This window comes from Streptomyces sp. NPDC017202 (assembly GCF_044331705.1).
In the GTDB taxonomy this organism is placed as follows: Bacteria; Actinomycetota; Actinomycetes; order Streptomycetales; family Streptomycetaceae; genus Streptomyces.
This window is the reverse complement of record NZ_JBIRNP010000031.1, coordinates 30,323-51,591: the sequence shown is the minus strand read 5'-3', so window position 1 is coordinate 51,591 and position 21,269 is coordinate 30,323. Positions and strand designations below refer to the sequence as shown.

22 protein-coding genes and 1 pseudogene are annotated in these 21,269 nt (G+C 73.9%); 13 read left to right on the top strand and 10 right to left on the bottom strand.

Annotated elements, in window-relative coordinates; translation table 11 throughout:
• Nucleotides 1–173: 173 nt before the first annotated feature.
• From ACH4N1_RS33265 to ACH4N1_RS33255, 3 genes are all read right to left on the bottom strand, one after another.
• Entirely contained in the window at nt 174–911 is a 738-nt protein-coding gene (locus ACH4N1_RS33265) for a nucleotidyl transferase AbiEii/AbiGii toxin family protein (RefSeq protein ID WP_398103894.1), read from the bottom strand.
• A gap of 11 nt (nt 912–922) precedes the next feature.
• Nucleotides 923–1,291, bottom strand: a complete 369-nt coding sequence (locus ACH4N1_RS33260; RefSeq protein WP_398103891.1) for a hypothetical protein — start codon at nt 1,289–1,291, stop codon at nt 923–925.
• Nucleotides 1,292–1,895: 604 nt separating this feature from the next.
• A complete protein-coding gene (locus ACH4N1_RS33255) occupies nt 1,896–2,771 on the bottom strand; it encodes an undecaprenyl-diphosphate phosphatase (protein WP_398103888.1) in 876 nt (291 codons plus the stop codon).
• Between the two features lie 312 nt (nt 2,772–3,083).
• Here ACH4N1_RS33255 and ACH4N1_RS33250 point away from each other — a divergent pair, with 312 nt between their 5' ends.
• The 3 genes from ACH4N1_RS33250 to ACH4N1_RS33240 all read left to right on the top strand — a co-directional run bounded on the left by ACH4N1_RS33250 (nt 3,084) and on the right by ACH4N1_RS33240 (nt 5,998).
• The gene (locus ACH4N1_RS33250; protein ID WP_398103885.1) at nt 3,084–4,304 is read left to right on the top strand and encodes a Gfo/Idh/MocA family protein; all 1,221 of its coding nucleotides are present in this window, start codon (nt 3,084–3,086) and stop codon (nt 4,302–4,304) included.
• Nucleotides 4,301–5,227, top strand: coding sequence for a PmoA family protein (locus ACH4N1_RS33245; protein WP_398103882.1), 927 nt, complete (start codon nt 4,301–4,303; stop codon nt 5,225–5,227). Before ACH4N1_RS33250 ends, ACH4N1_RS33245 begins: the two co-directional genes overlap by 4 nt.
• Nucleotides 5,228–5,518: 291 nt before the next feature.
• Nucleotides 5,519–5,998, top strand: a complete 480-nt coding sequence (locus ACH4N1_RS33240) for a hypothetical protein (protein WP_398103879.1) — start codon at nt 5,519–5,521, stop codon at nt 5,996–5,998.
• Between the two features lie 81 nt (nt 5,999–6,079).
• On the opposite strand, the gene ACH4N1_RS33235 is transcribed toward ACH4N1_RS33240, so the two are convergent.
• Together ACH4N1_RS33235 and ACH4N1_RS33230 are read right to left on the bottom strand one after the other, a co-directional pair.
• A complete protein-coding gene (locus ACH4N1_RS33235) occupies nt 6,080–6,793 on the bottom strand; it encodes a S1 family peptidase (protein ID WP_398103876.1) in 714 nt (237 codons plus the stop codon).
• A gap of 336 nt (nt 6,794–7,129) precedes the next feature.
• Complete coding sequence (locus ACH4N1_RS33230; RefSeq protein ID WP_398103873.1) at nt 7,130–7,924, bottom strand: TVP38/TMEM64 family protein; 795 nt, start codon at nt 7,922–7,924, stop codon at nt 7,130–7,132.
• Between the two features lie 515 nt (nt 7,925–8,439).
• Here ACH4N1_RS33230 and tuf point away from each other — a divergent pair.
• Both tuf and ACH4N1_RS33220 read left to right on the top strand, forming a co-directional pair.
• Nucleotides 8,440–9,621 carry an elongation factor Tu gene (tuf, locus tag ACH4N1_RS33225; protein WP_398103870.1) on the top strand — a complete coding sequence of 394 codons (1,182 nt, stop codon included), beginning with the start codon at nt 8,440–8,442 and terminating at the stop codon, nt 9,619–9,621.
• Between the two features lie 182 nt (nt 9,622–9,803).
• Nucleotides 9,804–10,649, top strand: a complete 846-nt coding sequence (locus tag ACH4N1_RS33220) for a spermidine synthase (RefSeq protein WP_398103867.1) — start codon at nt 9,804–9,806, stop codon at nt 10,647–10,649.
• A 184-nt stretch (nt 10,650–10,833) separates the two neighbouring features.
• Here ACH4N1_RS33220 and ACH4N1_RS33215 read toward each other — a convergent pair whose 3' ends face one another.
• Both ACH4N1_RS33215 and ACH4N1_RS33210 read right to left on the bottom strand, forming a co-directional pair.
• A complete protein-coding gene (locus ACH4N1_RS33215) occupies nt 10,834–12,198 on the bottom strand; it encodes an MFS transporter (RefSeq protein WP_398103864.1) in 1,365 nt (454 codons plus the stop codon).
• Between the two features lie 116 nt (nt 12,199–12,314).
• Nucleotides 12,315–13,352, bottom strand: a complete 1,038-nt coding sequence (locus ACH4N1_RS33210; protein WP_398103861.1) for a hypothetical protein — start codon at nt 13,350–13,352, stop codon at nt 12,315–12,317.
• 165 nt (nt 13,353–13,517) lie between these two features.
• On the opposite strand from ACH4N1_RS33210, the gene ACH4N1_RS33205 reads away from it, so the two are divergent.
• The gene (locus tag ACH4N1_RS33205) at nt 13,518–13,955 is read left to right on the top strand and encodes a DUF4442 domain-containing protein (RefSeq protein ID WP_398103905.1); all 438 of its coding nucleotides are present in this window, start codon (nt 13,518–13,520) and stop codon (nt 13,953–13,955) included.
• A 137-nt stretch (nt 13,956–14,092) separates the two neighbouring features.
• Here ACH4N1_RS33205 and galU read toward each other — a convergent pair whose 3' ends face one another.
• Nucleotides 14,093–15,136 (bottom strand): UTP--glucose-1-phosphate uridylyltransferase GalU, encoded by a 1,044-nt coding sequence (galU, locus tag ACH4N1_RS33200; RefSeq protein ID WP_398103858.1) that lies wholly within the window; start codon nt 15,134–15,136, stop codon nt 14,093–14,095.
• Between the two features lie 174 nt (nt 15,137–15,310).
• Between galU and ACH4N1_RS33195 the strand changes: the two genes are divergently transcribed.
• Complete coding sequence (locus ACH4N1_RS33195; protein ID WP_398103855.1) at nt 15,311–15,994, top strand: DedA family protein; 684 nt, start codon at nt 15,311–15,313, stop codon at nt 15,992–15,994.
• Nucleotides 15,995–16,024: 30 nt separating this feature from the next.
• Here ACH4N1_RS33195 and ACH4N1_RS33190 read toward each other — a convergent pair whose 3' ends face one another.
• Complete coding sequence (locus ACH4N1_RS33190; RefSeq protein ID WP_382784547.1) at nt 16,025–16,552, bottom strand: gamma carbonic anhydrase family protein; 528 nt, start codon at nt 16,550–16,552, stop codon at nt 16,025–16,027.
• 109 nt (nt 16,553–16,661) lie between these two features.
• On the opposite strand from ACH4N1_RS33190, the gene ACH4N1_RS33185 reads away from it, so the two are divergent.
• From ACH4N1_RS33185 to ACH4N1_RS33175, 3 genes and pseudogenes are all read left to right on the top strand, one after another.
• Entirely contained in the window at nt 16,662–17,426 is a 765-nt protein-coding gene (locus tag ACH4N1_RS33185; RefSeq protein ID WP_398103851.1) for an acyltransferase, read from the top strand.
• 110 nt (nt 17,427–17,536) lie between these two features.
• Nucleotides 17,537–18,109, top strand: coding sequence for a helix-turn-helix domain-containing protein (locus ACH4N1_RS33180; RefSeq protein WP_398103848.1), 573 nt, complete (start codon nt 17,537–17,539; stop codon nt 18,107–18,109).
• 35 nt (nt 18,110–18,144) lie between these two features.
• Nucleotides 18,145–18,720: pseudogene (locus ACH4N1_RS33175) on the top strand (YbaK/EbsC family protein); the annotation flags it as partial.
• A 61-nt stretch (nt 18,721–18,781) separates the two neighbouring features.
• Here the strand turns inward: ACH4N1_RS33175 and ACH4N1_RS33170 are convergent.
• Entirely contained in the window at nt 18,782–19,189 is a 408-nt protein-coding gene (locus ACH4N1_RS33170) for a CoA-binding protein (protein WP_398103846.1), read from the bottom strand.
• 128 nt (nt 19,190–19,317) lie between these two features.
• Here ACH4N1_RS33170 and ACH4N1_RS33165 point away from each other — a divergent pair, with 128 nt between their 5' ends.
• Genes ACH4N1_RS33165 through ACH4N1_RS33155 form a run of 3 tightly spaced genes read left to right on the top strand, consistent with a single transcriptional unit; the run spans nt 19,318 to nt 21,245 of the window.
• The gene (locus tag ACH4N1_RS33165) at nt 19,318–20,046 is read left to right on the top strand and encodes a hypothetical protein (RefSeq protein WP_398103903.1); all 729 of its coding nucleotides are present in this window, start codon (nt 19,318–19,320) and stop codon (nt 20,044–20,046) included.
• Nucleotides 20,043–20,609, top strand: a complete 567-nt coding sequence (locus ACH4N1_RS33160; protein WP_398103843.1) for a SixA phosphatase family protein — start codon at nt 20,043–20,045, stop codon at nt 20,607–20,609. Before ACH4N1_RS33165 ends, ACH4N1_RS33160 begins: the two co-directional genes overlap by 4 nt.
• A gap of 9 nt (nt 20,610–20,618) precedes the next feature.
• Nucleotides 20,619–21,245 (top strand): YigZ family protein, encoded by a 627-nt coding sequence (locus tag ACH4N1_RS33155; RefSeq protein ID WP_398103840.1) that lies wholly within the window; start codon nt 20,619–20,621, stop codon nt 21,243–21,245.
• Nucleotides 21,246–21,269: the final 24 nt, after the last annotated feature.

Here is a 21,269-nt window from a genome sequence, read left to right as displayed (position 1 = left end):
GCGCGATCCCCGCAACTACCTGGCCTTTCTCGGCCTCGCCGCCGCCCTCTGCTGCTACAAACGACTCATCCGCCTCACCACATAGGACACGGTCTAAGGGCCGAGGCATCGCGGGCCGGAAGGAGCGTGGCTGCTGGACGGGCGCCGTCGGCGACGCTATACGGGCGGGGAACTCAGTTCTCGTACTCGTCCGGGTCGAAACTGTCGTACGGATCTTCCTGTACGGATCCTGCTTCGCCGTACTCCTTCTCGTACGCGTTCTCGGCTGCGGCCCGGCGCGCCATGGCATCGGACCATGCGCGGGCCCAGGTGCGCAGGTCGGCGATGGTTTGTTCGTCGAGTCCGTACGCGGCGAACTCGGTGTCGTCGATCCAGTCGACGCCGACCAGGCGGGCCTGGAGTTCGGCGGGGCCGAAGAGGGTGTCGGGGCGGGCGTGGCGACGGCCGAATTCTTCCAGGTCGGCGGTGGTCCAGCGGTGGGAGGCGGCGTAGACGTCGATGAGGTCGCGGGCGGCGCCGCGTTCGGCGATGGCTCGGACCTTTGTGCCGATGACGTCCTGCTCGGACAGGACGGGGCCGTAGGAGGTCGGGACGGTGGGGTGCCAGAAGACCTCCTTGAGGATGTCGACCTCGCACTCCTGACCGCTGTCGGGATCGGTGACCAGGAAGCGGGCGGAGAGCGGGGAAACCTCGATGGTCTCGGCCCGCCATCCGAGCCGGGTCAGACCGTCGACCAGGTAGTGGGCGATGTCGGCCATGGGGGCAGGGTTCTGGGTGGCGACGTCCAGATCCTGGCTGGGGCGGTCGACGAGCTGGTGCGCCTGGACGGCGTAGCCGCCGGTCAGCACCAGCGGGTAGGGCGAACCGAGGGCGAGGACGTCTTCGAGTAGCCGGGCGTGCAGCTCCGGCATCGGTGGTTTCTTCACGCGGCGGTGGCCTGGCCGGCTTCACGCAGCTCGGGGAAGGCGCCCTCCCAGGCGTCGCGGACGGCGGTGCCGATCAGGGTGCGCAGAGTCAGCCATAGCTCGATCAGCAGGTCGGCGTTGAGGAAGCGGCACAGGTCCTCGCGCATGCCCTCGGACAGCACCGTGCGGTACAGGCTCATCCGTAGCCGCGGCCGGTCCAGGTCGAAGGAGCGCAGCCCGGACCAGGCCACCGTCAGCGGCAGCTCGACCACGCCGTGCACCGGTCCGCGCAGCTCGTCCAGGGAGCCGGGCAGCCGCCGGACGAACTTGATTCGGTACGGGTCGGCGACGCCCGGGGCAAGTGCGACGGCTTCGGGGAGCGACATGGCGTCGATTATCCCCGATCGACGCCCGTTGGCAGGAACGGTCTGACATCCAGGTCCAGATTGCTCGGGGATTTGGTGAAGCGTGCGCAGGCTTCACCGCGAGCGTGGCCCCTGGACCCGGGGGCTCGGGGCGGCGGAGGCCAACCTCCGTGGCCGTGCGTCAAGGCGCGCTCTGCCCTGACGGTCGCCCTGGCGCCGGGGCGCCGCTGGACGTGACCGAACCGGCTGCGGCGGACGCCGGAAGCGCGCTTCGTCCGGCTCATCCTCACGGCCGCCGCCGCGCTGGACGACCTCACCGGCGATGCCTGGGACACGGTGGATGACCGGCTGCGTTTCCCTCGTGGCGAGGGTTGCGGCCTGGGCCGGACATGAACCTCAGCTGACCCGCCCCACCCTGGGTACGGAAGGGCCCGCACGGCAAGCGTCGGCAAGCCGTGCGGGCCCTTCCGTGTCATCCCCTGCTTCGCGGACGCACACGTCCTAGTGGGGTGTATCCCGCCTCCCCGGTGGGAGATGAGTGGGAGACAAGTGGGAGATGATCATGGCGCGGTGCTGCAATCAGGCGCTAGGAAATGCTCGATAGCGCTACCTGTGCGGCCCTGGTTCAGCCGCCGGATTCAGCCGCATGAGGACTCAGCGCACCCATGCTGACCAGCACAATGATGACGATGCCGAGCGCGATGCGGTAGTAGACGAACGGCATGAAGCTCTTGGTGCTGATGAACTTCATGAACCAGGCGATGACGGCGTATCCGGACGCGAACGCGATCACCGTCGCGAACCCCGTCGGCCCCCAGGCCACGTGGCCGCCCTCCACGGCGTCCTTCAGCTCGAAGACGCCGGAGGCCAGTACCGCCGGGATGGCGAGCAGGAACGAGTAGCGGGCCGCGGCCTCGCGCTTGTAGCCCATGAACAGGCCGCCGCTGATCGTGGCGCCGGAACGGGAGACGCCCGGGATGAGGGCGCAGGCCTGGCAGAGGCCGAAGATCAGGCCGTCCTTGACGCCCAGGTTCTCCAGGCCCTTGCGCTGCTTGGGCGCCCGGTGCCGGCCGCCGTTCTCGTCGCGGGCGGCCAGCCGGTCGGCGATGCCGATGACGATGCCGACGACCACGAGCATCGTCGCGGTGATCCGCAGGTCGCGGAACGGGCCCTCGATCTGGTCCTTGAGGGTGACGCCGAGGACGCCGATCGGGATCGAGCCGACGATCACCAGCCAGCCCATCTGGGCGTCGTGGTCCTTGCGCATCGTCTTGTCGAAGAGCGACCTGGTCCACGCGGAGATGATCCGCCCGATGTCCTTGCGGAAGTAGATCAGCACCGCGGCTTCCGTGCCGATCTGCGTGATCGCCGTGAAGGCGGCCCCGGGGTCCTCCCATCCGGAGAAGGCCGCGGTCAGCCGCAGGTGCGCGCTGGAGGAGACGGGGAGGAACTCGGTCAGCCCCTGGACGAGTCCGAGGATGAGAGATTCAAACCAAGACATGAGGTTACGGAGTCCAAGTGCCGATCGGAGAGGGCGACGGACACGGCGAGCCGCCGCGCGCGGTGATCAGGTGATCAGGTGATGTGCCGGAGGCAGCGTAGCGCCCCCGGGTGACCGGCCCGGCACAGGGGTTTCGAAGAGGGGCGCGCAGGGGAAGCGCGCACGGCGGTCGAACAGGGCGTATGTGTTGACCGGCCCGGGGGCCGCCGCTTACGTTGCTGCCGAGAGAAAGCGCTTGCTACGGCGGTTGCCGTGCTCGTCGTTCTCGCTCCCGTTGCCGGGCCGTTCGTCGGAGGAGTGCTGATCACGCCCATGTCCCCATCCCCTCCGCTCGCCGGCCGCCGCATCCGCGCCGCCGTCATCGGCACCGGCGCCATCGCCCGCGGCTCCCATCTGCCCGCGCTCGCCCAGCTCGCGGCGGAAGGCGAGACCGAGGTCGTCGCGGCGGTCGACATCGACGCCGGCGCGGTCGAGGCCTTCTGCGCGGAGGGCGGGATTCCGCATGCCTACACCGACCTGGAGCGGATGCTCGCGGAGCAGCGCCCCGACCTGGTGACGATCTGCACCCCGCCGACCCTGCACCGCGAGCAGAGCGTCGCCGCGCTGCGGGCGGGGGCCTGGGTGTGGTGCGAGAAGCCGCCCGTGCCGACCCTCGCCGACTACGACGCCGTGATGGCCGAGGAGGGGGCCGCCGGGGGGCCGTACGCCTCGATCGTCTTCCAGCACCGCTTCGGGTCCGGTTCCGATCACGTACGGCGGCTGCTCGCCGAGCGGGCGATGGGGCGGCCGCTCGTCGCCCACTGCCAGACGACCTGGTACCGCGACACCGCCTACTACGCCGTCCCCTGGCGCGGGCGCTGGCGGACCGAGGGCGGCGGTCCCGCGATGGGGCACGGCATCCACCAGATGGACCTGCTGCTCGATCTGCTCGGACCGTGGAGCGAGGTGCGGGCCATGGCCGGCCGGCTCGTCCACGACGTGGAGACCGAGGACGTGTCCACCGCCCTGGTCCGGTTCGAGAACGGTGCCATGGCCACGATCGTGAACAGCGTCCTCAGCCCCGACGAGGTCAGCAGGATCCGCGTCGACTGCGAGCACGCCACCGTCGAACTGACCCATCTCTACGGTCACAGCAACGACAACTGGCGGATCACCCCGGCGCGGGACGTCCCCGCGGAACGGGCGGCTGCCTGGCAGGACTTCGGCGCGGACGTGCCCAGCTCGCACCTGGCCCAGCTGCGGGATCTCGTCGCCGGCATGCGGGCGGGGGAGCGGCCGCGCAGCAGCGGCGCCGACGGGCGCACCAGCCTGGAACTGGTCAGCGCCCTGTACAAGGCGGCGTTCACGGACGTGACGGTGAGACGGGGCGAGATCGGGCCCGGGGACCCGTTCTACACGGCCCTGCACGGGGGTGCTCCCGGCTGGGCACCCGCCGCCGCTCCCGCCACCGGGTCGGCCGGGGAGTCCGCCATGGCTCCGGTCGCTCCGGTCGCTCCGGTCGCTCCGGTCGGCAGCCGGGAGGGGGCGGCATGACCGGGCTGCGCCTCGTCCACACGCACGGCGACCGCGTCACCGTGACCGACTCCGGCAGCGGCGTCGAACTGCTCGCGTACGTCTACCGGCCCGAGGCCGCCTGGGAGGCGCCGAAGCCGTACATCCACCCGTTGCGCACCCTGGCGGGCGATGTCGTCACCGACTACCGGCCCAACGACCACCGCTGGCACAAGGGGCTGTCGCTGACCGCCTCCCACCTCTCGGGCGCCAACCTGTGGGGCGGCAACAGCTACGTACACGGTGAGGGGTACCTCGCGCTCCCGGAGCGCGTCGGCTCGATGGCGCACGTCGGCTTCGACGAGGTCACGGCGGACGGTGACCGGGTCGTCCTCGCCGAGCGGCTGACCTGGCACCCGTACGGCGGGGAGCTGTGGGCCGAGGAGCGGCGCCGGATCGAGGTGCACGACGTGGACCGGACCGCCGGTTCCTGGGCGCTGACCTGGAGCAGCGCGATCACCAACCGCCGGGAGGAGCCGCTGCGGTTCGGCAGTCCGACCACCGCCGGACGGGAGATGGCCGGCTACACGGGCCTGTTCTGGCGCGGCCCGCGCGCCTTCCGCGACGGCCGGATCATCGGCCCCGACGGTGAGGGGCCCGCACTGATGGGCACGCAGGGCCCCTGGCTCGCGCTGTCCGGCGAGCACGACGGCACCGACGGGCACGCCACGGTCGTCTTCGCGCACGCCCCCGAGAACGACCAGTCCGGCGACGCCGGGTCCCATCCCGCGCACTGGTTCGTCCGCAACGAGCCCTTCGCGGGCCTGGCCCCGTCCTGGGCCTTCCACGACGAACTGGAACTGGCCCCCGGCGACACCCTCACCCGCCGCTACCGGGTGGTGGTGGCGGACGGCGCCTGGGAGCGGAAGGAGATCGCCGAGTACCTGGCCGCGCATCCCTGGTGAGCGGGGTCCGGCCCCCGTCGGTCGTGCGAACCGCGCCGGGGGCCGGTACACCCGGCGCCTCCCGTGCGGATCGTGCCGGGCTCGCGAGGTCCGGCCCCCGCGCAAACGCCTGACAACCCCCGGCAGAAGGGCGCTTCCTCCCGCTGGCCGTTCCGCTCGCCGGCCGTCGTGGCGGGCGGAACGGCGAAGCCCGCGGGAGGCCCCCCCGCCCCCTGCTTCCCCGAGGGTCCGCCGGGCTCCTCGTGGCGTCGCACAGACATGGACTCCCGGTGTCGGGGCAGGCGCGATGGCATGCAGGCACATCAGGCGTACGCCACGGCCCACGGCCGGACCGGACCGACGGTCGAGGCCTCGCAGCGGCGCACCGGGGGAAGACACCGCCGCTCCGAACGGCGGTGGGGCCGCTGGCACCGCAGGCTCCTGGCCTACCGCGGCATCGAACTGCTGGTGTCCCCCGCGCCGGAGACGGCGGGCGAGGAATGCCTGCTGCTGGTGCACATCCGCAAGGTGGTCGGGCGGGTGACCTACCGGTCCTGCGGCGAGTGCGCCCAGGGCGTGATCACCAACATGGTTCTCGACGAACCCTTCCGCGACAGCGGACTGGGCACCAGGGCCCTGTCGCATCTGAAGTCCCAGTACCCGGACATCACCTGGCGCACCACGCTCGACAAGCGTCTCACCCGCGGTCTGCTGCGCCGGATGCGCATCCCCGGAACAGCCGCCGCGGGCACCTGCCCCCATGTCCGGCCCGCTCCCGTCACCGCCGGCTGAGAGCGACGCCACCGGCTGAGAGCGACGCCGCCGGGGGCCTGCGCGCCCGGTCGGTCCGGTCGCCGCAGCGGACGCCCGGCCTCAGTAGACGCTCAGGCCGTACGCCGACAGCCACTCGGCCACCGGCTGGTAGTAGGTGTAGCCTCCCGAGCTGCAGTTCCCGCTGCCGCCGACGATGATCCCGAGGGCCGTGCCGCCCGAGAAAGCCGGACCGCCGGTGTCTCCGGGCTCGGAGCAGACGGTGGACCGGAACAGCCCGTACACGGTTCCCCCGCCGTAGTCGACGGTGACGTTCACGGCCTGGACGGTCCCGCAGCGGTGTCCGGTGGTCCGTCCGACGTGGCAGACCGACTGCCCGACGACGGGGTGCGCCGCGCCGGTGATGTCGCGGGTGCCGGCGCCGGCACCCAGCGAGACCTCGCCCGGGTGGGCGACCGCCGTATTCGTGTACCGGACGCTCGCGTAGTCGTTGCCCGGGAAACTGACTCCCGCGGTGACGCCGACGACGACGGTCAGGGCGGCGTCGGCGTACCAGGTACGGGCGTCCTGGGCGCACCGGCCCGAAACGAGCGCGTACAGCGCGGATCCGGAGCGGGCGTTGAAGCCCACGGTGCAACGGGTGCCGGTGCTGTAGAGGGTGTCGCCCCCGCGCACCGCGGCAGCCGCCTGTCGCCCCGCTCGCTCCCCGGCACGGGCGGCCGGTCCGACGGCGGCGGACCAGCCGAGGAGCAGCGCCAGCACGACGACGGCCCGGACGACGGTTCGGAGGGGGCTTTCGGTGCGCAGGGGACTCACGGCGACCTCCTCTGACGTGTGCCTGCCATTGTGGGCCTTCCGGCCCCGGACGGTCAGACCGAAAGCCGCCAACCGCGGAGGCGGAGCACGTGGACGGGCCGCCGCCTGCGCACGTCCTGGCGTGCGGGTAGTCGACCACCGATCCTGCACCTGTCCGGTGCGGGGGCGCCGTTCCGTCGGGCGTGGTCAGGCGGCCGTCGGACCCGCCACCGTCCGGCCGGGGACCTGGGGGCGGGCCGAGAGGTCCTCGTGGTGGACCGGGCGCGGGCGTCTCGGGTGACGGACACCGGCGCCCGCGTGGGCCTGAGCGGCGGCAGGGGGTGGTGCGGGCGGGCGTCAGCGGCGGCGCAGGTGGTGGCGTTTGCGCCAGGCGACCACCGCGCCCGCCGCCGCGGGCAGGGCGATGACCGCCATCGAGACCAGGAAGAGGGGCGAGGTCGGGGACGAGGCGCTCGCTCCGGCGACGACGTACGCGGTCGTGTTGGGGATCGAACCGAGTGCGGTCGCGGCCAGGAACGGGAGCCAGCCCATGCGGGAGACCGCGGCGCAGTAGTTCGCCGCCCAGAAGGGCACCCCCGGGAACAGCCGGGCCGCCAGCATCGACCGCAGTCCGTGCCGGCTCAACTGGCCGTCCGCCGCCTTCAGCAGCCGCCCCCGCAGCAGGGGCCGCAGCGCGTCCTGGCCGAGGATCCGGCCGAGCCCGAAGGCGAGCCCGGCGCCCAGCACCGTGCCCGCCAGCGCCGCGCCGGTCCCCAGCTGCGAGCCGAACAGCGCTCCGGCGGCCAGGTTCAGCAAGGGACGCGGCACGAACGCCACCGTGCACAGGCCGTACGCCGCCGCGAACACCGACGCCGCGGCGAATCCGCCCAGTTGGGGCGGCCAGCCCTCCGAGAGGAGCCGCTGCGGCTCGAACAGCAGCACGCTCGACGCGGCCGCCGTGAGGAGTACGACCAGGAGCGAGAACCGCGCCCACGGCGAGAGCAGCGTTCTCGTGCAGCGCGCGGCGAACCCCGTGGGCGCCGGGGCGACGACGGGCAGGGGGACGAGCGGTACGGGGACGACCAGCTCAGTGGCGGTGGCCCGGGGAGAGGCCGTGGCGGTGCCCCCAGAGCGGGTGTGGGCATCGAGCATCCGGCGACACTAACCGAAGGACGGGTGTGATCGCCGTATGGTCCGTCTCATGACCTTCTCATGACCGTCACGGGAGCGGAGGCGGTGGAGGCGCCGCCCGGCGCTCTCGCCGGCACCGTCCTGGAGCGGCCGGCCGCCGGGTGCGGTGCGGCGGCCGATCCCGCGAGGCGCCGGGGAACACCGGGCGCGGGCCGGGCCGCCCGGGCCGGGCGGGGTCCTCCCGTCCCGCCCGGCCGGGGAAAACCGTTCGACACCGGTTCCGCCGTCGGCGAGGATCGGCCCCATGTTCCGGTACGCCTTCCTGCTCGCGGCATCCGCAGTCGCGGATGCGCCGAAGGCTGCCGTTCCCGTCCTCGTGGCCGCTGTCGACGGCGCCCGAAGCTGACCCTCTCCGGATCGACCGGCGGACCCCGCAGGGGGAGGGTCGGCGAGTTCCTCGGGGTCCCCGTCCCGGCCGGCGCGTTCGCCGCCGGGGCCGTCACGCAGCACCCTCCGAGAGGCTTCGAGGTATCGCCATGCCCAAGACGGCTTACGTGCGCACCAAACCGCACCTGAACATCGGCACCATGGGTCACGTCGACCACGGCAAGACCACGCTCACCGCCGCCATCACCAAGGTCCTCGCCGAGCGCGGCGCCGGCACCTTCGTGCCGTTCGACCGCATCGACCGCGCCCCCGAGGAGGCGGCGCGCGGCATCACCATCAACATCGCGCACGTCGAGTACGAGACCGACACCCGGCACTACGCGCACGTCGACATGCCGGGCCACGCCGACTACGTCAAGAACATGGTCACCGGCGCCGCGCAGCTCGACGGGGCGATCCTCGTCGTGTCCGCGCTCGACGGGATCATGCCGCAGACCGCCGAACACGTCCTCCTCGCCCGCCAGGTGGGCGTCGACCACATCGTCGTCGCCCTCAACAAGGCCGACGCCGTCGACGACGGCGAGGACAGCGAGCTGATCGACCTCGTCGAACTGGAGGTCCGCGACCTGCTCACCGCGCACGGCTACGGCGGTGACTCCGCGCCCGTCGTACGGGTCTCGGGGCTGAAGGCGCTGGCGGGCGACCCGCGCTGGACGGCGTCGATCGACGCGCTGCTCGACGCGGTGGACACCTACGTGCCGATGCCCGAACGGTACCTGGACGCGACGTTCCTGCTGCCCGTGGAGAACGTGCTCACCATCACCGGACGCGGGACGGTCGTCACCGGCGCCGTGGAGCGCGGCACGGTCCGCCCCGGCGACCGGGTCGACGTGCTCGGCGCCGGCGTGGAGTCGGTGGTGACCGGCCTGGAGACCTTCGGCAAGCCGATGGAGGAGGCACAGGCCGGGGACAACGTGGCGCTGCTCCTGCGGGGCGTGCCGCGGGACGCCGTACGGCGCGGGCACGTGGTCGCCGCGCCGGGGAGCGTGGTCCCCAGCCGGCGCTTCACGGCACGGGTGTACGTGCTGTCGACGCGGGAGGGCGGGCGTTCGACGCCCGTCGCCACCGGCTACCGGCCGCAGTTCTACATCCGCACCGCGGACGTGGTCGGGGACGTCGACCTCGGCGAGGTGGCCGTCGCCCGCCCCGGTGACACGGTCGCCATGACCGTCGAACTGGGGCGGGAGATGCCGCTGGAGCCCGGCCTCGGCTTCGCCGTCCGGGAGGGCGGACGGACCGTGGGGGCGGGCACCGTGACCACCGTCGAGTGATCACGGAACACGAGCGGGGCCCCGCGGGGCCGGTACCGAACCGGTCTCGCGGGGCCTCGCGTCCGTGACGCCTCGCGTCCGTGACGCCCCGAGTCCGCGGCGCCTCCGCGTTCTGCCGTGCCGTGCCGCGCCGCCCGCCCCCGTGGCCCACGGCCCCGACGGGCCCCGGGCACAATGGCGGGGTGAGCGACTCCATACCCGTCACCCGAGCCGTCGATCACGGCACCGCCAAGCTGATGCCCGACGTCGACCGGGAGCGGGCCTGGCTGCTGACGGTGGACGGGGCGCCGCAGTCGTACGTCGACCTGGACGAGCCGACGCATCTGGAGTTCGAGTACACCCGGCGGCTCGGGCACGTCCTGGACACCGTCGCCGAGGCCGGCCGTGCGCTGGACGTACTGCACCTCGGCGGCGGGGGGCTCACCCTGCCCCGGTACCTCGCCGCGACCCGGCCTGGCTCCCGGCAGGACGTCGTGGAGGCCGACCGGGGTCTGCTGGACCTCGTGGCCGAGCAGCTGCCGGTCCCGGCCGGCACCGGCATCACCCTGCACGCGGCCGACGCGCGGGACTGGCTGGAGACGGCCCCGACGGACTCCGCCGACGTCCTGGTGGCCGACGTCTTCGGCGGCTCCCGCGTCCCCGCCCACCTGACGACGCTGTCCTACGCCCGTGAGGCCGGGCGGGTCCTGCGCGCGGACGGCGTCTATCTGGCGAACCTCGCGGACGCGGCCCCGTTCGCCTTCCTGCGCTCCCAACTCGCCACCTTCGCGGTGGTGTTCGAGCACCTCGCGGTCATCGCCGAACCGGCGGTCCTGCGCGGCCGGCGGTTCGGCAACGCCGTCCTCGCCGCCGCCCACCACCCCCTCGACGTCCCGTCCCTGGCCCGCCGCACGGCCTCCGACGCCTTCCCCGCCCGCGTCGAACACGGCGCGTCCCTGAGGGAGTTCATCGGCGACGCCCGCCCGGTGGGCGACGAGGAGGCGGTGCCGTCACCGGTGCCGCCCGAGGGGGCGTTCGGGATCGGGTGACCGGCGCCGGCCTCCGCTCCCGAGGGCCTTCGCCGACCGCGCCGGGGCCGGCCGGTCGGCCGGTGGGTCGTCGGGTCGTCGGGACGCGGGCGGGTCGCCACCGCGGCCGGGCCGGGTGGCGCGCGGCACCGGGAGGCCTCGCCGCCCGCGGGTGATGCCCGGCACGGGAACCCGTGCGCGGCTCTCACCCGAGTGCGCCGGTGCCTCCGTCCGCCTTCGCCGGGGCCGGGGCGGCCCGGTCCGGGGTGGGGTCCGGCGGTGTCGGCGGGCGGAGGCCGGTGGGGGCCTCGGCCGCCCGCCCGCCGGCCACCGGTTTCGTGCGGCGGGTCAGGTGGCGCACGTCCGGCACGCACAGGACCGCCGCCGTGACCACGACGACGAGGACGGCACAGCCCCACAGGGAGGCCGTGCGGCCGAAGAGGGACTCCGAGGGGCCGGCCAGGGCCGTGGCCAGGGGAACCAGGGCGACCGAGCCGAACCAGTCGTAGGCCGAGACGCGGGAGAGTTTCTCCTCCGGGATCTCCTGGTGGAGGGCGGTCATCCAGGACACGCCGAACACCTCCAGGGTGATGCCGGTCAGGAACATCACCGCGCACAGCACGCCGACCGGCACCGGCACGGCGAGGGCCGCCGAGGGCAGGGCCAGGGGGAACACGCAGAGGGTGCCGACGAAGAGCAGGCGGCGCGGTTTCCAGCGGGTCATCAGCAGGGCGCCCGCCACCGTGCCCGCGCCGAAGAAGCCGAGGGCGAGGCCCCAGGGGCCCGCCCCGCCCAGGTGGTCCCGGGCGACGAGGGGGCCGTAGACCGCGTCGGCGGCTCCCACGACGGCGTTGGCGATCGAGAACTGGAGCACGACGCCCCACAGCCAGGGGCGGCCGCTGAACTCCCGCCAGCCCTCCCGCAGATCGGCCAGCAGGCCGCCGCCCCGCTCGCGGGCCGGGATGTGCTTCACGTCGAGGAACGCGCGCAGCGACCCGGCGACGGCGAAGGCGGCGGCGTCCGCCGCGAGCACCCAGCCCGGCCCGATCACCGCGACCATGGCGCCGCCGAGCGCCGCACCGCCGAGGCCCGCTCCCTGCATCGCCATCCGGAACACCGCGAACGCCCGGCCGGCCTGCTCGCCGCGCACCGAGGACATCAGCATGCCCTCGGCGGCCGGGCTGAAGAACGCCTGGCCGGTGCCCCCGAGGGCGGTCAGCAGCATCATCTGCCACAGCCGCGGCTCACCGGTCAGGACGAGCACGGCGAACGCGGCCTGCGACAGACAGTTGAGGGCGTTGGCCGCGACCATCACCCGGTGCCGCGGCAGGCGGTCCGCGAGCGCCCCGCCGACCAGCAGGAACAACACCAGCGGCAGCGTGCGGGCCGCCGCCACCAGACCGACGTCGCCGCCGTCGCCGCCGGCTTCGAGGACGGCGAACGCGGCGGCGATGAGGGCCCCGTTGGCCCCGAGGCCCGTGACGAACGCGGCGGCCGTCAGCAGGCTGTAGTTGCGGCCCGCCCAGGAGGGCCTGCGCAGGCGGGGGCGGGGGTCGGCGGCTGAGGTCACCGGCCGACTATCCCCGTCCGGCCGCCGATCCGGCAAACCGGCCGCCGATCCGGCAAACCGGCCGCCGATCCGGCAAACCGGCGGCCGGTCCCGCCGGGCGCGCGGGCGGCGGGGACTCAGCCGCCGGTCGGCTCCCCGTGCAGCCGCACGGTGGCCAGGATCTGCAGGACGGTCGCCTCGGGCAGTTCGCCCTTCACGCCCTTGGCGCCGTACAGGTTCCACGACACGTAGTCGTTGTTGGAGTTCTTGAAGCCGAAGGTGATCGCCTTGCCGTCGCTGTCGCACTTGCCCTTCTGCGGCGTGTTCGTCGACCGCGCCCAGGCGTAGCTGCCCTCGATCCCCGAGGCGGTGGTGAAGGGGGTGGCCTTCTTGTCGGTGGTGATGCTCTTGCGGTCCGGCTCGGTGTAGCCGCCGAACACCCACCAGGCGGGCGTGTTCAGGGCGATCTCGTCGGTGTTCTTCGCCCCTTCGGCGCCCTTGCTGCCGACCATGGCCAGCGCGGTGTCGTCGGTCTTGCCGTCCTTGTCGTCGTCGGACGTGCACCACTTGGACTTGTACTCGGCCGTACCCCCCTGGATGATCGCGTCGTAGCCGTCGGGCTGCTCCTTGTCCTCCCACTCGAAGCCCTGGCTCAGGCCCGGCGACTGGACCTCCCAGTCCGCGGGCACGTCGAAGGCGATGCCCCACTTGGGGTTCACGACGACCTTCCAGCCCGCCACGGTCGGCTTCTCGGTCTCGGCGTCGCGCGGGTTGTCGTCCGTGCCGGACGAGGCGGAGTCCGAGCCGCTCGGCTCGACCGACACCGTCGGGCTCGCACCGCCCTTGCCCTTGGCCTCCGGCTGCTCGTCGTCGTCTCCGCCCAGCACCAGGAATCCGGTGACACCGGCGGCCAGGACGACGGCCGCGGCCGCCACGATCGCGACCACCTTCGTCCGGTTCCCGCCGCCACCGCCGGACTGCGGGGAGCCCGGGCCCCCCGGCGCGCCCCACTGGGCCGTCTGCGCGTAGGCGTCGGGGTGCTGCGGATAACCGGGCTGCTGCTGGTAGCCGGGCTGCTGGTACGGATTCGGCTGCTGGTATCCCGGCTGCTGGTACGGGTTGTTCTGCGCCTGCGGGTTCTGTTCTCCCCCGGGCGGCTGCTGTCCTGGCCACATGGCCGGAAACCCTAGTGCCGCCCATGACACGAACAGGTCACCGCCCCTCGTCAGGGTGGTACCGAATCGGCCGCGGCGCGCCCCTTCCCGCGCGGACTCCCCGCTCCCGCCCCCTGGCCGACGGACTCTACTCGTGGGTAACATCGCGGCATGAGCGCTGACCGGATGTCCATCGGCGAGATGCTCGCCGCCACCGTGCCCATGGCCCGCACGCTGAACCTCGAGTTCCTCGAGACCGGGCCGGAGAAGGCCGTGGTGGCTCTGCCGGACCAGGGGGCGTTCCACAACCACGTGGGTGGGCCGCACGCCGGGGCGATGTTCACGCTCGGCGAGTCCGCGAGCGGGGCGATCGTGCTCGCCGCGTTCGGGGACCAGCTGTCCCGGGCCGTGCCGCTCGCCGTCCGCGCCGAGATCGCCTACCGCAAGCTCGCGACGGGGCCCGTCACGGCGACCGCGACGCTGGGACGCCCGGCCGCCGAGGTCGTCGCCCAGCTCGACGCGGGGGAGCGGCCCGAGTTCCCGGTGGCGATCGAGATCCGCCGCGAGGACGGGGCCGTGACCGGCGAGATGACCGTCGTGTGGACCCTGCGGCCCAACGGCTGAGCGGACGGGCCGCTGGGGAGGGCCCCGGAAGCGGCTGCGGTCGTTTCCGCGCCCGCGCCCGCGCTCCGGGACCGACGACCATCGGCGCGGCGAGGCGAGGCGCGGCGCGGCGGGGAGCGGTAGGGAGCGGAACGGCGTCACGCCGCCCCGGCGGCCCTCGCCGGCACGGGGCGGGACCGTTCGCGTCCCGGCGCGCCGGTCTCCTCCAGTTCCGCCACGAACTCCTTGAGCCAGGAGACGAATTCCGGGCCCAGGTCGTCCCGGTCGCAGGCCAGCCGGACCACCGTGCGCAGGTAGTCGGCCTTGTCGCCGGTGTCGTAGCGGCGGCCGGAGAAGACGACGCCGTGCACCGTGCCGGCCGCGGCCAGCTCCTGGAGGGCGTCGGTGAGCTGGATCTCGCCGCCGCGGCCGGGCTCCGTGCGCTCCAGGACGTCGAAGACCGCCGGGTCGAGGACGTACCGCCCGATGACCGCGTACCGGCTCGGCGCGTCCTCGGGCGCGGGCTTCTCCACCAGCCCGGTGACCCGTACGACGCCGTCCTCCCCGGACGGTTCCACGGCCGCGCAGCCGTAGAGGTGGACCTGCTCCGGCGGCACCTCCATCAGCGCGACCACGCTGCCGGCGTGCCGGTCGCGGACCTCCAGCATGCGGCTGAGGAGCGGGTCGCGGGGGTCGATGAGGTCGTCGCCGAGAAGGACCGCGAACGGCTGGTCGCCCACGTGGTTGCGGGCGCACAGCACGGCGTGACCGAGGCCGAGCGGGTCGCCCTGGCGGATGTGGTGGATGTCCGCGAGCCGGGCCGGATCGCGCACCGCGTCCAGCCGCACGGTGTCGCCCTTCGCCGCGAGGGCCTGCTCCAGTTCGAAGGCGTGGTCGAAGTGGTCCTCGATGGCCCGCTTGTGGCGGCCCGTGACCATCAGCACGTCGTCCAGACCGGCCGCGGCGGCCTCCTCGACGACGTACTGGATGGCCGGCTTGTCGACGACCGGCAGCATCTCCTTCGGCGTCGCCTTCGTCGCGGGAAGGAAACGGGTGCCGAGCCCGGCCGCCGGGACGACCGCCTTGCGGACGGCGGGGACGGCGGGGACGGCGGGGACGGCAGGGGCGGCGGAGACGCCGGAGACGCCGGGGACACAGCCGGCAGAGGGCGCGGGAGGGGCGGAAGGGCGGGGGGCGTTCATGGCGGTCATGCTGGACCACGGGCATGGGAGTTCCCCGGGAGACACGTCTGAGGATCCTGTGCGCGAGGACCGCACCACGGGGCGGGCCGGTCGCGGGGCCGACCCGGTAGGCTTCCCGGCGTGCGCCCGTCCCCGGCGCGCCGCAGAGCAGGACTCGTACGGGAGGAGCCGGCGGTGCACGTCCAGGAGTGGCTCGAGGCCGTACCCCCGGTCGCCATCTACGCGCTGGTGGGTCTGGTCATCGGACTGGAGAGCCTGGGCATCCCGCTGCCGGGCGAGATCATCCTCGTCTCCTCGGCGCTGCTGGCCTCGCAGCACGGCGACATCAACCCCGTGATCCTCGGCGCCTGCGCCACCGCGGGCGCGGTGATCGGTGACTCCCTCGGCTATGCCATCGGCCGCAGGGGCGGCCGCCCGATGCTCGCCTGGCTGGGCAAGAAGTTCCCCCGGCACTTCGGCGAGGGGCACATCGCCACGGCGGAGCGGTCCTTCGAGAAGTGGGGCATGTGGGCCGTCTTCTTCGGCCGTTTCATCGCCCTGCTGCGGATCTTCGCGGGGCCGCTCGCGGGCGTACTGCACATGCCGTACTGGAGGTTCTTCACCGCCAACCTGCTCGGCGGCATCGTGTGGGCGGGCGGCACGACGGCCGTCATCTACTACGTGGGTGTCGTCGCGGAGTCCTGGCTGAAGCGGTTCTCCTGGCTGGGCCTGGTGGTGGCCGTGCTCATCGGCCTCACCTCGATGATCGTGCTCAAGCGCAAGGCGAGGAACGCCGCACGGCAGGCCGAGACCGAGACCGAGACCGAGGCCGAGACCGCCGCTGAACCGAGGACCGGGACGGTGGCGGCCGCCGAGTAGCCGCAGCCGCGCGCCCGCCGCGGTACCGCCCTACGCGTGGATCTCGCCGTGGGCCTTCGCCAGGTCGGCGTAGAACGTGCCGTTCAGCGTGACGCCCTGACGCTCCTCCTCCGTCAGCTGCCGCCTGACCTTCGCCGGCACCCCCGCGACCAGCGAACCCGGCGGCACCTCCATGCCCTGCGGCACCAGCGCCTGCGCGGCGACCAGCGAACCGGCCCCGATCACCGCGCCGTTCAGCACGGTCGCGCCCATCCCGATCAGGCAGTCGTCCCCGACGCTCGCCCCGTGGACGACCGCGTTGTGGCCGACGGAGACCCGCTCGCCGATGGTCACGGGGAAACCGGGGTCGGCGTGCAGCGTGCAGTTGTCCTGGACGTTGCTCCGCGCCCCCACCGAGATCCGCTCCACGTCACCGCGCAGCACGGCGCCGTACCAGACGCTCGCGCCCGCCGCCAGCGTCACGTCCCCGATGACGGAGGACGTCGGCGACACGAACGCCTCCGCGTCGACCCTCGGTTCCCTGCCGCCGATGCCCACGATCAGCGCCTTGTGCGTCATCACCGTCTCCTCGTGTCCGTCCGCTCCCCGCACCGTACGTCACCCGGTGGGGTGAAGATCACAGGCCTACGGCGTCCTGGCGCCGGCGCGTGCTGAGTACGGTGAGCGGGTGCCGAAGCGCAAGAACACGTTCTCATCATGGCGGCGCCGCCTCGCCCAGCGGGCCGTCCACGCGGGCTGGGCCTGGGTGCAGCGCACCGGTTCCGTCACCGCCGAGCACCCCGGCGGGCTCCGCTTCGGCTCGATCGGCTCCGGCACCCGGCTCGCCTTCCCGCTCGGCACCGTCTTCGGTGAACCCTGGATCCACCTGGGCGCGCACTGCATCGTGGGCGAGCAGGTCACGCTGACGGCCGGTCTGATGCCGGACCTCGACCTCGGCCCCGATCCGATCCTGCGGATGGGCGACGGCGTCGTGCTGGGCCGCGGCAGCCACGTCATCGCCGACACGACGGTCACCATCGGCAGCGACTGCTACTTCGGGCCCTACGTCTACGTCACCTCCACCAACCACTCCTACGACGACCCGCACCAGCCCATCGGCAAGCAGTGGCCGCGGATGGAGCCGGTCGAGATCGGCTCCGGCTGCTGGATCGGCACCGGCGCGGTGATCCTGCCGGGGGCGCGGATCGGACGGAACGTCGTCGTCGCGGCCGGCGCGGTGGTGCGCGGCACGGTGCCCGACCACGCGGTGGTCGCGGGCGCGCCCGCCCGCGTCGTACGCCGGTGGACCCCCGCCGACGGCTGGCAGCCGCCGCTGCGCACCCCGGCCCCGGTACCGATCCCCGACGGGGTGACCTCCGACCAACTGGTCGCGCTGTCCGGTCTGGACGAGGTGTCGGCGGCGCGGCTCGCCGAACTCGAACCGGAGAGCTGACGGGGGCGGCGGACCCCGGCCGCCGCCGACCGGTGGTGCAGGACAGTAGACTCCGGAATCCAGACGGTTGGACTCCGGGCAGCGTCCGGACAGGGCGAATTGGACGGAACGTGTCGGACCTCGACCTGCTGACCCGGTCCCTGGCGCGCAACGTCAAACGCTGGCGCACCGACCGCGGCTTCACCCTCGACACCCTCGCGGCCCGCGCCGGAGTCAGCCGCGGCATGCTGATCCAGATCGAGCAGGCCCGTACCAACCCCAGCCTCGGCACCGTCGTCAAGATCGGCGACGCGCTCGGCATCAGCATCACCACCCTCCTCGACTACGAGCAGGGGCCCAAGGTCCGCGTCGTCCCCGCCGACCAGGTGGTCCGGCTGTGGCACACCGACGCGGGCAGCTACAGCCGGCTCCTCGCCGGCACGGAGGCCCCCGGCCCGCTGGAGATGTGGGACTGGCGGCTGATGCCGGGCGACAGCAGCGGCTCCGACCCGCACCCGGCCGGCACGGTCGAGATCGCCCACGTCACCGCCGGTGAACTGACCCTCACCGTCGAGGGCACCGAGCACCGCGTCCCGGCCGGCGCCAGCGTCACCTTCGAGGCCGACGCCGCCCACACCTACGCCAACCGGGGCGAGATCCCGACCGAGATGGTGCTCACCGTGTCGGTGCCGCCCGTGCACTGAGACACCCCGCCGACCGCCGCGGCGCCGCTGTCAGCGTGCGGCCATGGACGCACCCATCGGACGCACCCATCGGACGCTTCGACGACGCCAGGCCCGCCCCCGACCGCCTCGACGACCTGGTCGGCCCGGTCGCCGACGCGCTACGCCACGGGAGCGGCGGCGTCCCCGCCGACCGGATCGTCCACGTCGACACCGACCCGCGGTGGGCCGACACGGCCGTCTTCGTCGAGCACTACGGCCGGGAACCGCTGGAGCGGTCGGCGAACTGCGTGGTGGTCGCCGGCAAGCGCGGCGCCGAGACCACCCTGGCCGCGTGCGTCGTGCTCTCCACCACCCGCGTCGACGTCAACGGCGTGGTGCGCCGCCGGCTCGGCGCCCGCAAGGCGTCCTTCGCCGCGATGGACACGGCGGTGGGGGAGACCGGCATGGAGTACGGCGGCATCACCCCCGTGGGACTCCCCGCCGCCCGGCCGGTGCTGGTCGACCCGGCCGTCGTCGACCTGCCGTACGTCCTCGTCGGCAGCGGGCGCCGCCGCGGCAAACTGCTGGTGCCCGGCGAGGCGTTCGCCGAACTGCCCGGCGCGGTGGTGCCGGACGGACTGGGCGTCGCGCTCCGAGGCCGGCCGGCACCGCGCGGCCGAGGGGGTGTCGGGGGGCCGCGGCGGCCCCCGTTCAGCCCAGCCGGGGGATCTCGATCGCCGGGCAGCGGTCCATCACCATCTCCAGCCCCGCGGCCCGGGTGCGGGCCCGGGCCGCCTCGTCGACGACACCGAGCTGGAACCACACCGCCTTCGCACCCTTGGCGACCGCCTCGTCCGCGACGCCTCCCGCGAGGCCGCTGTTCACGAACACGTCCACCACGTCCACGTCGAAGGGGATGTCCGCGAGGGAGGCGTACCCCCGCTCCCCGTGCACGGTCTCCGCCTTCGGATGGACCGGGACGACCCGCTTGCCGTAGCGCTGGAGCACCTCCGCGACGCCGTACGCCGCCCGTCGCGGATTCGTGGACAGGCCCACCACCGCCCAGGTGTCGCCCAGCTCGGTCAGGATCCTGCGGATCGTTGCCTCGTCGCCGTGCACGGCGGCCTCCTCTGACGGACGGACATCGCAGGACGCCGAACGGCGTCCATCCGCTCAACATCGGACGGCCGTCACCGATTCCGCACCCGGGACTGCGGACGGCCCTCCGCCCGCCTACGCTCGGGCGCGTGCTGCGCATCATCGACCCCCGAACCGGCGAGCCCGTCGTCGCCGCCCCCGTCCGCCGCGGCCTCACCCGTGTCGAGGCCCACGCCTCGGGGCGCGGCAGCGGCGGCCTCCGCGTCCTCCTCGTCGCCGACCTCGTCGTGCGGGTGCTGGAACTCGGCGGTACGTCGGTCCTGCCCGTGCTGACCGGCGAACGCGAGCAGGCGGAGCTGCGGGCGGCCGCCACACGCTTCGGCGCCCGCCCCTTCGAGGACGGCAGGGACGTCTCCGCGGGATTCGGCGAGGCCCAGACCGTGCACGTGGCGGCGGACGACGCCCCGGTGGCGGGGGAGGGCGCGTGGGTCCCGGTCGCGGCCGTGCGGCCGGACGGCCCGGCCGGTGCGGCCCCCGATCCCGCCGCCCTCCGCCTCGCCCTGCTGTCCCACCACCACCGCGCGCCCGCCCCGCTCGACGAGGCCGCGCTGCGGGCGGCCGGCACCACGCTGGCCCGCTGGCGCCGGGCCGTCGCCGACTGGGCGCGGAGCCCGTCCCGCCCGGTCCCCGAGGACCTGCGCCTGCGGCTGCGGACCGCCTGGGAGGACGACCTGGACCTGCCCGAGGTGCTGAGCGTGCTGCACTCGGTGGAGGAGGCCGGGCCGAGGCTCCCGGACGGCGCCCGCTTCGAGACGTACGCCTACGCCGACCGTCTCCTCGGCCTCGAACTCACCCGTGACGTCGGGGCCGCGGCGTGAGCGCCGCCGAGGCCGGGCCGCCGCGCCGGCTGGTCGTCCTGCGGCACGCCAAGTCGGCCTGGCCGCAGGGCGTGCCCGACCACGAGCGGCCGCTCGCCCCGCGCGGCCTGCGCGACGCCCCGGCGGCGGGCCGCGCGCTGGCCGGTGCCGGCCACCTCCCCGATCTCGCCCTGTGCTCCACCGCCGTGCGCGCCCGCCGGACCTGGGAACTGGCCTCGGCCCGGTGGGACACCGCGCCGCCCGTCCGGTACGAACCGCGCCTGTACGCCGCCGACGTGCCCGAGCTGCTGGCCGTGGTCCGCGGGACGCCCCCCGAGGTCCGCACCCTGCTGCTGGTCGGGCACAATCCCGGCCTGCAGGAACTCGTCCTCGACCTGGCCGCGGACGCCCCCGGGGACACCCTGGACGGGATCCGGGCGAAGTTCCCCACCTCCGCCGTCGCGGCGCTGACCTGGCACGGCCCGGCCTGGAGCGACCTGCGGCCGGGCGCGGCCCTGCTGACCTGGACGGCCGTGCCGCGGGGACGCGAGGACGACGGCCGAGGCGCAGCGGCCACGGCATAGGCTGGCCCGATGCAGGACGAGTACCGCACCGTCGCCCGTCCGGGCGTCCACGAGACCGAGATCAACCGCTCCCGCTTCCTGTGCGCGCTCGCCCCGGCCGCCACCGAGGAGGAGGCCCAGGCGTTCGTCGCGGCCGTCCGCAAGGAGCACGCCGACGCCACCCACAACTGCTGGGCCTACGTCATCGGCGCCGACGCCTCCGTCCAGAGGGCCAGCGACGACGGCGAACCCGGCGGCACCGCGGGCGTCCCGATGCTCCAGATGCTGCTGCGCCGCGACATGCGCTACGTCGTCGCCGTCGTCACCCGCTACTACGGCGGGGTCAAGCTCGGCGCCGGCGGCCTCATCCGCGCGTACGGCGGCGCCGTCGGCGAGGCACTGGACGCCCTCGGCACCCTCACCCGCCGCCGCTTCCGGCTGGCCACGGTGACCGTCGACCACCAGCGGGCCGGCAAGGTGCAGAACGACCTGCGCTCCACCGGCCGCGAGGTCCGCGACGTGCGCTACGGCGAGGCGGTCACCATCGAGATCGGCCTCCCCGAGGCCGACGTCGACGCCTTCCGCGCCTGGCTCGCCGACGCGACGGCGGGGACGGCGCGGTTCGAGACGGGCGGGGAGGCGTACGGCGACGCGTGAGGGCGGCCGCCGGAGATGACGCCG